We start from the raw sequence: 15,239 nt of genomic DNA on the forward strand, positions 1-15,239 counted from the left end.
CCTTCTGTATCGTACGTATTCATCCCTATATTGTACCATAATTAACGCACAGGCAAGGGGATAATGTGCGCCGACCGGGAGTGCGCGCACAATTTTCGTTACCGGTCCCCGCCGCGGCGGAACGAACGCGCATATTCGCGCACTTCGTCGTCGTCATATTCGTCCAGCAGCCGGTTCAGATGTTTTTTCACTTCCGCCAGATGCCGCTCCTGCCGTTCGACGTCCGCGATCTGCTGCCGCACCAATTCGCGCAGCGCCTCGATGCCGATGCCCGGGCTTCCGCCGAGCTCGCGCAGCGTTTCGCCGATGCGCGCAAGCGGATACCCGAGCGCTTTGGCGTCCCGGATAAAACGGATCATCGTCACGTATTCTTCGCCGTACATCCGGTAGCCGTTGTCGCCGCGTTCCGGTTCCGGCAGTACGCCCCGATCTTCATAGAACCGGATCGTGGCCGGGGTCAAGCCCGTTTTGTTCGCAAGCTGTCCTCGGGTCATCTTTTTCATGCGCGGGTCTCCTTCTCTTGGTCGGCGATCCGGGTGAGCTTGCGGTCGTACCGAACTTCCGGGAACGCCTCCGAGTCCTGCCCCAGCAGCTCCGAACGGATACTTTTTATATAACGGTCGAAAAAAGCGACGGCGTAAGCGCGCGTGATCTCGCTCGTCCGTTCCGGCGTCGCTTTGTGGGCGAACAGGCGCGGGGACACATAAGCGACGTCGGTAAAGCTTTGATGGTAGAACGGTTCGACCACCGCGAACAGCGTATCGCTCCGGCTCGAACCCATCGCCTGCTCCGCTTCTTCCGTCCATTCCGGGTAGACGACTTTTTCCCGCTTCGGATCGTTCGGGTCCAGCGCCCGCTCCGTCTCTCCGGTCAGCAGGTACATGAACGGCCGCTCAAGCGGCCCGCTCGGGGCTTCGCCCCAGAACCCGCCTTCCAGGCTGAGCGCCGCGGCGAAGCGTTCGTCGGCCGCAAGCGCTTGGACCGCCGTCGCTCCCCCGTAGGAATGGCCGAGCAGCCCGGCGCGTTCAAGGTCCAATCGGCCGGACAGCGGATGGCCGGAGCCGGCCGCGTTCCAGCGCTCCAGCGTATCGAGCACGAAGCGGGCATCCGCTGCGCGAACGGCGATTTCGCCCACGTTGTACGCGTGCAGCTCGCTAGAATGCGCGAAGGAAGGTTCATGCACGTACGCGGCGGCGCGCCCGCCCTGCAGCTTCACTTCGGCCGACGTGTACGGATGATCCATCCCGATTACGATATAGCCCCGGCTGACGAGTTCCTCGACGAGCGTCAGGCTCTGGAACCGGGTCGAGCGAATGCCCGGCGAGAACAGCAGCACCGGATAGGCGGACTCCCCGCCGGAGAGCGGCAGGCGCCGGAACGCATGCGTGCTCACCCGCGACAAATGCCCGAACCATCGGCGCGGCAGCCCGAATACGAGCGACAGGCATTCGCCGAGCGCAGCCGGGTATCGTTCCGGCTGCGCGGCGGCCGCGGCCGAAGTGTCGGCCGGATACCAGACGGTGAGCGGCACTTCCCGCGGACCGTCCCCTTCGGGAAGCGTGCCCCGCCGGTTCTCCTGCCGGCTTCCGTCGACGAGATGTTCTTCGAACGTGCCGATCGCGTACGGCCCCGTCGGCTCCGGCAGGGCGAATACCGGAAACAGCCGACGCAGCGGATTCGGGCTTTTGCCCTGCCGTCTCGACCGATAGACGTATCCGGCGGCCGCAACCATCGCCGCAGCGGCGGCTCCCCCGAGCCAAACGGTTTTCGTGTTCTTGTTCATGCGGCCACTCTCCCTTGAATATCGAATTTCAAGCCGCTTACGGCTGTATGCGTTCAGCATAAGGGTTGAAGTTGGGTTCAAGGTCAAGCTTCGGTTCGATATTCGGTCGAAAAAAAGCAAAAACCGCCGCGCAGCCGGAATGTCCGGCCGCGCGGCGGCTGATCTGCGGAATACACCGCTGGCATTGCGCAATCCGTTTAGCTGCTCGAAGCGGCTACCCAGATCACGTTGTCTTCTTCTTCGCCGTTCACCGGCCACCAGTGGAATCCGTCGCGGGCAAGCAGTTCGTCCGCTTCTTTCGGTCCCCAGCTTCCTGCCGGATACGAGCTGACGTCGGACGGGTTTTCTTTCCAGGCGGCGTCGATTTTGTCGACGAATGCCCAGGCCGAAGCCACTTCGTCCCAACGCGTGAAGTAAGTGGAATCGCCTTTGGCGGCATCGTGGATCAGGCGCTCGTAAGCTTCCGGCGAGTTGATGCCCACCAGGCAGCTCTGACAGAACTCCATCGCCACCTGCGCGATTTCGGATTCCGAACCCGGCTTCTTGGCGTTGATCTTGAAGTAGATGCCTTCCATCGGATTGACGCGGATGACGAGCAGGTTCGGCTGCAGGTCGTGCTTTTGTCCGAGGTAGATGTTGCCCGGCATCTTCTTGAATTCGATGACGACTTCCGTCGTTTTGACCGGGAGGCGCTTGCCTGTTCGGATATAGAACGGAACGCCGGCCCAGCGGAAATTGTCCACGGATACGCGAGCCGCGAAGAACGTCTCGGTATTCGAATCCGGATCGACTTTGTCTTCTTCGCGGTAGCCCGGCAGGTCTTTGCCTTTGCTTTGTCCGGCCGTGTACTGGCCGCGCACGACATTGGCTTTGACTTCGGCGGCGTCGGCGAAATGGTGCAGCGAACGCAGCACTTTCACCTTCTCGTCGCGCAGGTCTTCCGCAAGCGGACGGCTCGGCGGTTCCATCGCGATCATGGTGAGCAGCTGGAGAATATGGTTCTGGCCCATATCGCGCAGCGCGCCCGCATGATCGTAATAGCCGCCGCGTTCTTCGACGCCGACCGTCTCGCCGAGCGTGATTTGCACGTTGGCGATATATTTGTTGTTCCAGAGCGATTCGAAGAACAGGTTCGAGAACCGAATAGTCTCGATGTTCTGCACCATCTCTTTGCCGAGATAGTGGTCGATCCGGTAGATCTCGTCTTCCTTGAACACATGGCCCAGTTCTTCGTTCAGCTTCTCGGCCGACTTGAGGTCGTAGCCGAACGGCTTCTCGATGACCAGACGATGCCAACCTTCGTTATCGAGCATACCGCCTTCGCGCAGGTTCAACGAGACGCTGCCGAACAGTTCGGGCGCCAGCGCCAGATAGAAGAGTCGGTTGCCCGGAATCGAAAACTTCTGCTCGATCGCTTCGGTCTGTTCTTTGAGTTCCTGGAATCCCGCTACGTTGTTGATGTCGAGGGATTTATATTCGAAGTGTTCCGCAAACTTGTTCCACTTCTCCTGGTCGGAAGATTTGTACCGGCCGAATTCCTGGATCGAGCGGAAAACGTCGTCACGAAACTCTTCGTTCGTACGAGGACGCCGAGCCACTCCGACCACGGCAAAGTCCTCCGCCAATTTTCCTTCCCGGTACAAACTGAAAATGGCCGGGAACAACTTGCGACGGGCCAGGTCTCCGGTAGCCCCGAAGATGAAAAAGACCGCGCCCGGTGCTTTCAATGCTTCAAGATTTTGATTGTCCGCCATAGCTCCCCATTCTTCCTGTAGTTGGTATAGTATCTCTTGTCTTTATGTCTGACTCTTAATTCTCCGCGTTGACGCGCAGAAAGAAAGATGTGATGTCATTTTAACATATCCCTCAAACTGATGCTATCGCAATGATATCATTTATGCTGATCCAACATGAAGGTTTCATTAATATTACCACCACCAAAAAGGCCGGCAGAATCACGCCGGCCCCGCAAAAATCAAAGGGAACGCTTTCAGTTTGCAAGCGTCACTTCGCCGTACACGCGCGTATCTGCCCAGTACGGCAAATTTTTGTCGATCCAGCTCAGATACGTGTCGCGCCGTCCGTCGCCGTTCGAGTCGTCGTTGGCGCTCGCGTTGAAGCCGATCTTGTCGCCGGCCTGCGGCGCAAGCGCCGTATACGGCACGGCGAACTCCGCCGTATATCCGCCGGCCCGCTCCGCGACCGCGCTTGAGACGGCCGACAGATCGAATCCGCGCACGGCGGAAGAGCGTGCGTTGTCGAGCCCGACGCGCAGTTGGTAATCGCCGACGGTCCGCGTCCCGTTCTTCGCGTTGCGCTCGTCGACCCAGACTTCGACCGAATCGTTATGCTCGTCCGCGGCGAGCGCGTTCGGCGTGGCGTCCGTCATCTCGAACAAATAATACAGCGCGGCATCGTCCCAGACGATCCGGACGGTACCGGTCGTGCCGTTGGCATCCGTGTTCAGCCGGAGCGGCGTCGCGTTGCTCCATACGTCGTCGGCCGCGCCGTCGATTCTTGGCGTGCCGCGCGCCGCGACAGCCCCTTCTTCTTCGCCGCCGCCCGGAGGCGCCGAATTCGGCAGGTCGCTGACGACGTCCGCCGCGGACTGGTTATACAGCGCATGGCCGCCTGCGCCCCGAACCGTATTCCCGGCAAATTCCAGCGTCCCGACGACCGTTCGCAGCAGATGGATGCCGTGGTTGGCCGGGTCCCGGATATCGTTGCGGGCAAACGACGCCTGAATGCTCGCCGAGCCGAGAATCAGGATGCCGCTGTCCGCCGAATCGGTAATCGTATTGCGCTCGATGATCGCGTTGACGATGCTTGGCTCTTTGTACGTCGCCTGCAGGCGAATACCGCCTTTTTCCGGGATCGACGCATTGCGGCTGTCGCGCAGGATATCGTTGCGGCTCACTTTGAGATTGCGCACTTCGTACGTCCGGTAGCTGCCTTCCGACGCGATAAACACGCCCGCGCCGCCCGTGTCGGCTATTTGATTGCGCTCGATCGAAATATCAGTGCCGCCGGAGACCGTAATGCCGCGCGCGTGGCCGCCCGAGACGTCGTTGCGCGAGATCTTCACGTTTTTGACCCAGGTTCCGTTTTTCTCGTACGACACGACGGCGATCATGTCGTCACCGGTGTCGCGAACGATATTTCGCTCGATCCGGATATTCCCGGACCCTCCCGTAATATGGATCCCGTCGGCCAGCGTATCCCGGACCGTATTCCCCGAGATGCTGCCGTTCGTGCCGTAGACGATGATCCCGGCCGAAGATCCGCCCTCGATCACCGTGTCCTTCACGGTAAAGTCCGACGCCTCCGGCGTGACGTGCACCCGCGCCGAGACGGAGCTCGACAGCCGCTCGGGCGCGGGCACGCTCGTGAGCTTCACGTCGCTCAATCCGCTGCCGCTTCCGGCCAGCTGGATCGCCTGGCGCTGCGGATTCGTGCTGCGGAGCACGGAGCGTTCTCCTTCGCCGACCAGTACGACGCCGTCCAGCGCGACGACGTCGCCGTACGCGAAGAGGCCCGCGGGTACCCACACCTTTTTGCCCGCGGCTTTGGCGGCGGCGACCGCCTGGCGGATCGCGGCCAGGTCGTCTCCGTCATCGTTCGGGACGGCTCCGTAATCGACGATCGAGACGGCGTTTGAAGCCGCCGAGACTTCCCGGCCCGCGAACGGGACCGAAGCGGCAGCGGGAAAGGCAAGAACGGAAGCGGTCAGCAGGTACGCCATTTTCTTGAACATGGACATGATGCAGCCCCCCATTTCGAATGATAACAACCGTTGACTCTCCGGCGGATCGTACCAAGCTTTTCCTGATCGGGCCGCGTTCAAAAATCGTAACCGGCCGCAGCTGCGCATCCCTCCTGTCCGCGTTTTGTTAAGCGCTTATAAAGCATACTCCATCCGGCTTGCCTGCCTGCGCAAATCGCAGAATGTGTTAGCCGTCAAATTGTGAAAGGCCGCCGCAACGGCAAAAAAAACGGATCGGCTGCGCAGCCGACCCGCCAATCCAATCTGTTGTCTTCGATACGGCGGACCGTTTATTCGGCCAAACCGTTTTTGTAAGCGTAAATCGCCGCCTGCGTCCGGTCTTCCACGCCGAGCTTGGACAGCAGGTTCGTCACGTGGAACTTGACGGTCTTGATCCCGATGATCAGCTCGTCCGCCACTTCCTGATTCGACTTGCCCTGCGCGACCAGCCGCAGCACTTCCATCTCCCGGTCGGTCAAATCTTCATGCAGCGCCCGCACAGGTGCGGGCGCGCGGAACCGATCCATCATTTTGGCCGCGACCTGCGATTCCAGTACCGACTGCCCGCGGACCGCGGCGCGGATCGCGTCGGCCACTTCGTTCGCCCGCGACGTTTTGAGCAGATAGCTGAACGCCCCGGCTTCGATCACCGGATACATTTTCTCGTCGTCCAGATAGCTCGTCAGCACGATCACTTTGCAGCCGGGGCAGATCTTCAGCACTTCGCGCGTCGCTTCGATGCCGTCCATACCGTCCATGACGAGATCCATCAGCACGACGTCGGGCTGGTACTGCTGCGCCAGGCGCACGCCTTCCTCGCCTCCGCTCGCTTCGCCGATAACCTCGATCCCGTCCTCCGTGTCCAGCACCGCGGCAAGACCGATCCGCACCATCTCGTGATCGTCGACGAGCAGTACGCTAATGAGTTGTTCCGTCTCCATCGTCATTCCTCGCTCCCTCTTTGTCCCCCGTTTACCAGCGGCACGGTCAATTCGATCCGCGTTCCTTTGCCCGGAGCGGTAATGTACCGAATCGAGCCGCCGATCTCGCTCACCCGCTCCTGCATAAGCGACAGCCCGTATGAAGACTGCTTCTTGTCGTCGAGCTCGAAGCCGACCCCGTTATCTTTGAGCGACATGCGCAGCGAGTCGTTGCGCCGGACGATCATGATCTCCATCTTATCCGCTTTCGCATGGCGAAGCGTATTGGATAGCGCTTCCTGCACGATGCGGAACAGATGATTCTCGATTCCTTTGACCAGTTCGAGCCCGGCGTCCATATTGAGCGTAATCTCCATCTGTCCTTTGGCCTGAATCTCGCGAACCAGTTCGCTCAGTCCCTGATACAGCGGTTTGCCTTCGAGATATACCGGACGCAGATGCAGCAGCAGCGCGCGCATCTCGGACTGCGCGACAGATGCCATCTCTTCGATCAGTTCCACCTGGCGCCTCGCGCGGGACAGGTCTTTCTCGAACGTCCGGCCGACCGCCGTCGCCGTCATCGAGATCGCGAACAGCTGCTGCGATACGGCGTCGTGCAGCTCGCGCGCGAGCCGCTGCCGTTCTTCCACGATCGCGGACACCCGCGCCTGTTCGGCGAGTTGGGCGTTATGCGTGGAGAGCCGCTGCAGGGAGCTTACCTGCTCTTCCCACTTTTTGCCGATCCGTTCGAGCTGCCCGGCCAGCACTTCCATCTCCCCGCCGAGCGGTCCGACCGGACGCGCCGGATTGCCTTTTTCCCACAGCAGCAGCGTATCTTGCAGCCGGTCGTATTGAATCTTGATCTGCAGCGACCGGTACAGCCCGTACAGCGCGCCGACGGCGACGCTCACCGTCAACACGGTGAGGCCGGCCCGGATGCGCAGCGGCCACGTCTCGGGAACGTCCAGCAGTTTGTACGAATAGAGCACGTACAGCGCGGACAGCAGCACGATAAAAGATAACAGGATACCCGAGCCGATGCCCCGCACGATCGTATTCGATTTTTTCGCTTTTCCCGCTTCGTTCACCGTGCCCGTTCACCGCCTTCGGATTTATGGATCGGTTGCGCCTCGCTGTGCGCGGGTCCGCTTCGCCCCGTTCTAGTTCATTCGGATATTCAAGTCGCCTGCGGCGTAAGCCATCACGACCCGGACTTTTTGCTCGCTGTGGGCGTAGCCCGGCGAGCGCCAGACGAACTTGTTCAGCAAGCCGCTGCGGCCTTTGCCGTCAAAAGTCACTTTGCCGCAGCCGAGAAATACGTCGAGTTCGATGCCGTATTCTTCCGGGAACGTCAGGTCAGCGTCGCAGATCAGCCCCTGCAGGTGAATAACCGTGTCCGGCTCGGTCGGCAGCGCCAGCGCGAAATCGCAATCGATGTCGCCGAACACATGCCACAAGCTGATATTTTCCGGTACCCACGCTTCGTGTTCGCGATTCAGCTGCGCCGCCAATTCCTGGCGGCGTCCGTATTCGCGCCCGGCATGCAGTTCGCGCGCCCGGGCGTAGAATACGCCGATCGAGAGCAGGATCCCGCCGAGCAGGATGACGATATGGTCGAGCAGCAGCAGTCCCGATCCGACGGCGAGGCATTTGTACCCGATGGACGTCCGTTCGGCACGCATCGTGTAGATCCCGTAACACAGCACGAGGAGAGCGATCAGCGAGAGCGGGCTGATCCATCTGCCGAGCAGCATCAGCATACCGGCGGCGATCAGAACGATCGCCCATGTGCGTTTTTGAGTTTTCATGCCGCTTCTCCTCCTGCCGTGTTCCGAATTTGGGCTTTCCGCATCTTCTTCCAAGCGTAGCAAAAGCCATAACGGTATACACCGCATGGCTTCGCCTGTGCCTATTTGAGCCGGAAGCCGTATCGCACGGTCCGTGATTCTTGTCGTTTTGCCGTTATTTCAAGCTTGCGCTGCGGTAACTTCGCTAGTATAGCATAAGTTCGGCCCGCCGCGTGCGGCTTCTTACTGCTCGTCGCCTTTGGTCAGCGAAGGCGAGCTGTGTCCGCCGTTCAGTTTGTTCTTCATCGCGTTCAGCTGCTCGTCGACTTGAAGCTGCTTCTGCGCGTCGACCGGGCTGAGGTAGGCGGACGGACGGCTGGAGCTGCCGTAAGGCGTGCGCAGCACGTCGGCTTCGGCTTCCATCTGCATGATCTTCTCTTCCATCCGGCGGAAGCCCGACGACGAAGTGCCTTTGTCGATCGCGTAGACCGGGTTGACCTGAGCCATTTGCTTTTTGGCTTTCGCCATTTGGGCGCGGGACACCAGTTCGTTGCGCTTGTTGCGCATTTGGTAGAACTCGTCTTTCATCTCATGCAGCTGACGCATCAGGTCGGACACTTGAACTTCGGCCTGAGCGTGCAGATCCTGGGATTCCGCGATTCTTTGATCGAAATAAATCTTTTCTTCGAGCAGTTTGCGTGCCGCTTCTTCCTGGCCGTTCTTGAGTGCCGCTTCGGCCTGCGCTTCGCGCTGGGTGGACATGCGGTACGATTCTTCAAGACGCTGCTTCATGCGGCGCTCGTTGGCCATCTGCTTGGCCACCGTCACTTCGGCTTGATGGATCTCTTCTTCCATGTCACGCAGGTATTGGTTCAGCATGACGATCGGATCTTCCACCTTGTCCAACATTTCGTTTACCGACGCTTTCGTCATATCGCGCAATCTTTTGAATACTCCCATTTTATAAATCCCCTTTCGGATTGTCGTTCTCGTATTTGGACAGCTTGTGTTTGAGTTCTTCAACTTCTTTTTTGAGAGCTTTTTTCTCGATATCTTCCATCATGGCGTCGATCCCGGAATCCGGAATATCGCGCTTTTTGAGATCCGCGCGCTGCATTTGCGGGCGATGCGGAGGAAACGGGCGTTCGAATTCGCGTTCTTCGCGGAGCGGTCTTGGCGCATGCGGCTCGCGGTCGCTCTCCGCGCGGTAAGGGCCTTGGCCGTACGCGTCTCTGCCGTACGGATCGCGGCCGTATTCGTCGGGGCCGTACGGATAGTACGGCGGAGCCGGCGCTTTCGGAATGACGAGCGAAGCGATGAAGTAGATCGGAAGCATCGCCCCGCTGGTCAGCGGGATGGCGACAAGGAACAGGATTCGGAGCAGCGTGGGGTTGACGCCGAATTCGCGTGCCAGTCCGCCGCAAAGTCCGGTAAGCATTCGGTCCTGGGTCGAGCGGTAGAATCTATGCATCCTCGCTTACTCCTTCCCTTCGTTGCGTTTCAATTTTTCTTTCAGCCGGGCCATCTCCTCTTCGAGAATGCTGCCCACTTCACCGATCTGCCGGGAAGCTTCCTGCCCCAGCTTGCGGATATCGCGCAGGCTGTACGTTTCGTATTCGATCGACGACATTTGGTCTTCCAACCGGTCGAACATTTTCGGCACGTCGGATTCGTAGCCGCCGCTGCGGCGGTTCAGCCGCTGCTGCAGACGAAGCGTCTCCATCCGGGCGTAATAATATTGGCGCTTGTTGTATACGGTCTGGTATTCGTTGCGCAGTACGTTCAGCTGCTCGCCGAGCTCTTTGAGCGTCTCCTGGCTCTGGTTCCACAGATCCAGATACTGCCGTTCTTTTTCCTCGTACAGCATCTTCTCCTGCAGGGCCAGCTTGGCGATCGTTTCTTCGTCCGCCTTGAGGGCCAGCATCGCCTGCTCTTCGCGCTTCTCGCGCATCGATACTGCATGGTCGACCTGCTGCCGAAGCTGCTTGCTGTGGTGGGCGCATTGATCGTGCAGGCGCTGCACTTCGCCGATCTCCTGCCGGGTCTCGACGAGGAACTGGTCGATGATCCGCACCGGGTCCTGACTTTCTTCAAGCTTATCGTTAAGGGTAGCCAGCGTAATGTCTCTCATTCGTTTGAACATGCTCATTCGGCGTTTTTCCCTCCTCTGCGTAATGTCCGTTCCATCTTTCGTTTACCGGGACTCCGGAGCGATCCGGCTTGGCCGACTGCAATCAGCCGCCGAATCCGCTCCGTCTGTTCGAACGTTTACCGGCGATCCAGACGATGCCTGCCGCGATCAGCGCGATGCCGAGCAGCGGTCCGATCAGCCACGACAACTTCGCCATCAGCATACAGCCGCCGATGATCAACAGCGTCCAGCCCAGTACTTTCTTGCCTGTCTTGACCGCGTAATAACCGAGTGCGAAGATGGCGACCGCGAACAACAATCCGACGAAACTTCCGAGTTTTCCGAACAGAATCAGCGCTCCCAGTACCACAAGTACGATAGCCGGGATATTAAGTTTCATGCTTCTCATTAACTTTTCACCGCCTTCCCTGAATCAATTTCCTTATGCCTTTATTCTAGACGGAAGAGGCTTCGCGCAAAACGGACCCGAGGCGGTTTTTGAACCTAGACCTGAGGCGGGGAACCTCCCGGACCTTCGAGCGTATATATAAATCGGATCGGGTAAAAGGCAGTGAACGATAATCGCCCGAACGTCGATGTATAAGGAAGAAGGCTGAAGCGCCGGGCGGAAAAACGCGCCGCCGCGGCGCATCCGCGAAAAGTTACAAAGATGTTCGGTTCGAAGTCGGGGGTTTTATGTTAAGATTTATAGAACGCGTGCCAATGGAAATAATTGTATGCTTTTAATGCCTTCTATTTCACTCTTACTAATGTAGGTGACTTCATGAATCGTACGAAAATCGTTTTGGAACGTCTGCACATTTTGCGAGTGTTCGCTTTTCTCTACCGTATGAAAATCGTCCGGCTGCTTATCCCGGTCGCTGTCATCGCTTTCGTCTATTTTCAGAGCGAGGGCGAGCTGCGCAAGCTCAACTTCTCGCGCATCCTGTTCGACATCCGGACGATGCCGACAAGCGCCATCTTTCAGATTCTTGCCCTGTCACTCGTCGCTGTCTCGGTCATGAGCGCGTACGACTTCCTGATCTGCCGGCATTTCCGCCTGAACGTAAGCAAATGGGCGGCTTTCCGGTACGGCTGGATCTCGAATACGTTCAATAACTTTCTCGGCTTTGCCGGCTTTACGGGCGCCGGCGTGCGGGCTCTGCTGTATCGCAACAGCGGCGTCACGCTGGCCCAGATTACGCCGGCCATCGTCTTTCTGTCGCCGACCCTCGTGACCGGCTTGTCCGTGCTGGCCTGGGCGGGCATCGTCGGCCTGCTGCCGATCCAGCTCATGCTGGGCGAACACGGCTGGCTGGTCTACGCGGTATGGGGCATGGCGCTTTATCTGCCGGTCTTCCTGCTCATGCAACGATCCAAGCTGTTCGCCAAATGGTTCCACAAGCAGGGCGACGGCAGCCGGCTGCCGTGGAGTATCATCGTCAGCTCCGTGCTGGCTTCCGTGCTGGAATGGTTTTTCGCGGGCCTTACGTTCTGGCTGATCTGCTCCAATTTCCTGCATGACGTTCCGCTCAGCCAGGCTATGGCGATCTACAGCGTTGCGGCAATCGCCGGCATCGTCAGCTTCGCGCCGGGCGGCATCGGGGCGTTCGATATTACGGCGCTGCTCGGCCTGCAGTTGGCCGGCGTACGGCCGGAGACGGCGCTTGCGACCATCGTGCTGTTCCGCGTCTTCTACTTCATTATTCCGTGGCTGATCGCGCTGGCGATGACGGCGTTCGAACTGCTGCCGAGCCGGCGCAAGGCGATCCACAAAGAAACGGCCGCCGGAGAACCCGACGCCGGCGGCCTGCCGGTCGCAGGGTCCAAAAGCGACGCTCAAGACGAGCTGCCCGGCCCAGGCGAACACGACGGCCTTGCCGCCCACTGGCAGCGCTTCTGGAACTGGCCCGGCCAATTCGGCTTCCTGAGCGATATGGGCATCTGGGCGCTCGGCAAGCTGGTGCTGGCCTGCGGCTTGATCCTGCTTCTGTCCGCGGCGACGCCCGGATTGTTCGAGCGGCTGCATTTCATATCGCGCTTCCTGTCCACGCCGCTCATGAAGCTGTCGCAGCAAATTTCGGTCGTGATCGGCTTCATGCTGATCATTCTGTCCAGCGGCATCTCCCTGCGGCTGCGCAGGGCACACCGGTTGACCTCGCTGCTGCTGGTCGCCGGCGCTCTGTTCACTTTCTTCAAAGCGTTCGACTACGAGGAAGCGATCTTCCTGCTCGTCGTGGCGCTGCTGCTCTGGGTGTCGCGGGCCCGCTTCTACCGTTCGGGCGCGACGCTGTCGAGCAAACGGATCGGATTGTGGTTCGTGTTCACCCTCGTGCTGGCGGGTCTCTATTACCTGATCGGAACGTCTTCGCGGCCTCGCTTCCTGAACCGCCTGCCGGCCGGATTCCAGCCGGAATGGATCATGCAGCCGAGCGAATACGGAGCGATTGCCGCAAGCGGCATCGTCGGCGCGTGGATTCTGTTCTCGATCCTCGTCCTGCTGCGTCCGAAGCGGCAGGACGCCCAGCTGCCGTGCGGCGACGAACTGAACCGGCTGGATGCCTTTTTGCAAACGGAAGAAGGCAACCTGCTGTCGCATATGCTGTATCTGGGCGACAAGCAGTTCTATTGGGCGCAGGACGGCAAAGTGCTTATCCCGTACGCGCGCTCGCGCGACAAGCTGGTCGTACTCGGCGATCCGCTCGGCCCGCAAAAGCTCGTTGGCGACGCGATCGAGGAATTCCAGGCGTTCGGCGACCGCTACGCGCTGTCCGTCGTGTTCTATCAGGCTTCGCCGGACTATCTGTCGATCTACCACGAGAAAGGCTACCGGTTCTTCAAGCTCGGCGAAGAAGCGCTGATCAATCTGGAGACGTTCACATTCTCGGGCAAAAAGATGACGGCGTTCCGCACGGCCAAAAACCGCTTCGAGCGGGACGGGTATACGTTCTCCGTAGAAGCCGCGCCTTACGGGGCCGAGCTGCTCGAAGAACTTCGCGCCATTTCGGACGTCTGGCTGGGCGACCGCAAAGAAAAAGGCTTCTCGCTCGGCTTCTTCAACGAAGCTTACCTGCAGCGCTCGCCGCTTGCGCTGCTCAAAGACCCGGAAGGCCGGGTCGTCGCCTTCGCGACACTCGCTCCGGCGTACGACGGCGGACGGACGATCTCCGTCGACTTGATGCGCCATCTGCCCGATACGCCGAACGGCACGATGGACCTGCTGTTCGCAAGACTGATCGAATGGTCGCAGGCGCAAGGGTACAAGACGTTCAATCTCGGCATGGCTCCGCTGTCGAGCGTCGGCAAGAGCCGCAGCTCGCTGCGCGAAGAGAAGCTGGCGAATCTGGTGTTCCGCTACGGCGGACACTTCTACAGCTTCGAAGGGCTGCGCCGGTACAAGGAGAAGTTCTTCCCGGAATGGCAGCCGCGTTATCTGGCGTATCCGGCTTCGGTCTCGCTGCCGGTCCTGCTCGTCGACCTCGTGATCCTCGTCTCCCGCCGACCGAAAAACAACGATCGGGGCGACGGCACGGTCGAGATCGGCGAATCGATGCCAAGCGGCAGAACGCCGGCGGGCTCCCCGAACCGGGAAGCCGAATCGCCCGGCGGTTCGGACTAGGCTTGCTCGGACTAAGCTCGTTCGGCCGCAGCGCCTGTGAACGGCGCCTTTCCAAATTATGATCGCCCTTCACGACCAAAAGCAGGCATCGACGCGAGCGTACTCGCGCAGATGCCTGCTTTTTGGTCTGTTTTCTATTGGCGGAAGCTTGGCTCAAGGCCGCTTAGTCCGCGCGCGTGACGCGGGTAGATAGCGGCGTTCCGGTCGGCCGTAACGCCTGCGCCCGCGAAGCCGCGTAAATGCCGTGCACGAGATCGAGGGCACGCCCGCCTTCTTCCGCGTCGAGCCAAAATTTGCGCCCGGCGCGCACATGCCGGTAAAAGTCCTCGATCAGCAGGCCGTGGCTGAGGCCCCAATACGACTTCGCGCCCGCGGCGCTCCGGGCAGGGCGGCACAGTTCCGTCTCTTCGCCTTCCTGCAGCAGATAGAGGCGGTCCCGGCGCTGCAGCAGCACGCCCTGCTCGAAGATCAGCTCCAGCTCGACGGGGCTGTTCGCCAGATACGCGTTCGTGCCGTAGAACAACGCCCGGACGCCGTTCGAAAAATCGAGGCAGGCATGGGCCGTGTCTTCGACCTCGATGTAATCGCCCAGAGCGTCCGTCGTGACGCTGCCCGCGATCCGCTCGATTTCGCCGCCGGCGAACCATTGCAGCAGATCGAGCGTATGGATCGTCTGGTTGATCAGCAGCCCTCCGCCTTCTGTCGCGATCCGCCCGCGCCACGGGTTGTCCGTATAATAGTCCGGGCTGCGCGACCAGGTCACCGCGCCTTTGAGGCAGAGCAGCCGGCCCAACCGGCCGGAATCGATAATCTCCCGAATCTGCCGCGAACTTTCGTTATAGCGATTCTGGAACACGACGCCGAGCTGCGCAGGTCCGGCCGCGGCCGCCGCGATTCGCAGCGACCTCGCCGCTTCCGGCGTATGGGCGATCGGTTTCTCCGTCAGTACGTGCTTGCCGGCCGCCAGCAGTTCTGCCGCCATCTCCGCATGCAGATGATGCGGCGTGCACAGATGCACGACTTCAATGTCCGGACGTTCCAGCACCGTCCGGTAATCGCGCGCCGCTTCGCAGCCGTAAGCGGCCGCTTCCCGCTCCGCCCGGGGCAGATCGAGGTCCACCGCAAGGCGCAGCTGCGCCTCTTCCATATTTGCCAAAGCCCGCGCATGCTGGGCGAAGATCGTGCCGCAGCCGATAATCGCCGCTCCCGTTTTTGTCATCAGTCGCACCTTCCGTC

At 60.1% G+C, this 15,239-nt stretch carries 13 protein-coding genes; 1 reads left to right on the forward strand and 12 read right to left on the reverse strand.

What is annotated here, in order from left to right; all coding sequences use genetic code 11:
- Window positions 1-98 precede the first annotated feature (98 nt).
- From FFV09_RS06735 to FFV09_RS06785, 11 genes are all read right to left on the reverse strand, one after another.
- Window positions 99-503 (reverse strand): MerR family transcriptional regulator, encoded by a 405-nt coding sequence (locus FFV09_RS06735; protein WP_141447149.1) that lies wholly within the window; start codon window positions 501-503, stop codon window positions 99-101.
- Window positions 500-1,783, reverse strand: coding sequence for an alpha/beta hydrolase family protein (locus FFV09_RS06740; protein ID WP_170314957.1), 1,284 nt, complete (start codon window positions 1,781-1,783; stop codon window positions 500-502). The genes FFV09_RS06735 and FFV09_RS06740 overlap by 4 nt, the downstream gene beginning before the upstream one ends.
- A 197-nt stretch (window positions 1,784-1,980) precedes the next feature.
- Entirely contained in the window at window positions 1,981-3,537 is a 1,557-nt protein-coding gene (gene zwf / locus FFV09_RS06745; RefSeq protein ID WP_141447151.1) for a glucose-6-phosphate dehydrogenase, read from the reverse strand.
- A gap of 236 nt (window positions 3,538-3,773) precedes the next feature.
- A complete protein-coding gene (locus FFV09_RS06750) occupies window positions 3,774-5,543 on the reverse strand; it encodes a sugar-binding protein (RefSeq protein WP_170314958.1) in 1,770 nt (589 codons plus the stop codon).
- 293 nt (window positions 5,544-5,836) lie between these two features.
- The gene (locus FFV09_RS06755; RefSeq protein ID WP_141450376.1) at window positions 5,837-6,487 is read right to left on the reverse strand and encodes a response regulator transcription factor; all 651 of its coding nucleotides are present in this window, start codon (window positions 6,485-6,487) and stop codon (window positions 5,837-5,839) included.
- Window positions 6,488-6,489: 2 nt separating this feature from the next.
- A complete protein-coding gene (locus FFV09_RS06760) occupies window positions 6,490-7,554 on the reverse strand; it encodes a sensor histidine kinase (RefSeq protein WP_141447153.1) in 1,065 nt (354 codons plus the stop codon).
- 72 nt (window positions 7,555-7,626) lie between these two features.
- Complete coding sequence (liaF, locus tag FFV09_RS06765) at window positions 7,627-8,274, reverse strand: cell wall-active antibiotics response protein LiaF (RefSeq protein WP_170314959.1); 648 nt, start codon at window positions 8,272-8,274, stop codon at window positions 7,627-7,629.
- 222 nt (window positions 8,275-8,496) lie between these two features.
- The gene (locus tag FFV09_RS06770) at window positions 8,497-9,213 is read right to left on the reverse strand and encodes a PspA/IM30 family protein (RefSeq protein ID WP_141447155.1); all 717 of its coding nucleotides are present in this window, start codon (window positions 9,211-9,213) and stop codon (window positions 8,497-8,499) included.
- Between the two features lies 1 nt (window position 9,214).
- Window positions 9,215-9,724: a PspC domain-containing protein gene (locus FFV09_RS06775; protein ID WP_141447156.1), complete on the reverse strand. Its 510-nt coding sequence runs from the start codon at window positions 9,722-9,724 to the stop codon at window positions 9,215-9,217.
- A 6-nt stretch (window positions 9,725-9,730) separates the two neighbouring features.
- Window positions 9,731-10,402, reverse strand: coding sequence for a PspA/IM30 family protein (locus FFV09_RS06780; protein WP_141447157.1), 672 nt, complete (start codon window positions 10,400-10,402; stop codon window positions 9,731-9,733).
- 85 nt (window positions 10,403-10,487) lie between these two features.
- Complete coding sequence (locus tag FFV09_RS06785; RefSeq protein ID WP_141447158.1) at window positions 10,488-10,793, reverse strand: hypothetical protein; 306 nt, start codon at window positions 10,791-10,793, stop codon at window positions 10,488-10,490.
- A 375-nt stretch (window positions 10,794-11,168) separates the two neighbouring features.
- Here FFV09_RS06785 and mprF point away from each other — a divergent pair, with 375 nt between their 5' ends.
- On the forward strand, window positions 11,169-14,003 hold the full coding sequence (gene mprF, locus FFV09_RS06790; protein WP_141447159.1) for a bifunctional lysylphosphatidylglycerol flippase/synthetase MprF: 2,835 nt from the start codon (window positions 11,169-11,171) through the stop codon (window positions 14,001-14,003).
- A gap of 163 nt (window positions 14,004-14,166) precedes the next feature.
- Here mprF and FFV09_RS06795 read toward each other — a convergent pair whose 3' ends face one another.
- Window positions 14,167-15,222 (reverse strand): Gfo/Idh/MocA family protein, encoded by a 1,056-nt coding sequence (locus FFV09_RS06795; RefSeq protein ID WP_141447160.1) that lies wholly within the window; start codon window positions 15,220-15,222, stop codon window positions 14,167-14,169.
- Window positions 15,223-15,239 lie beyond the last annotated feature (17 nt).

The organism is Saccharibacillus brassicae, assembly GCF_006542275.1.
Lineage (GTDB): Bacteria > Bacillota > Bacilli > Paenibacillales > Paenibacillaceae > Saccharibacillus > Saccharibacillus brassicae.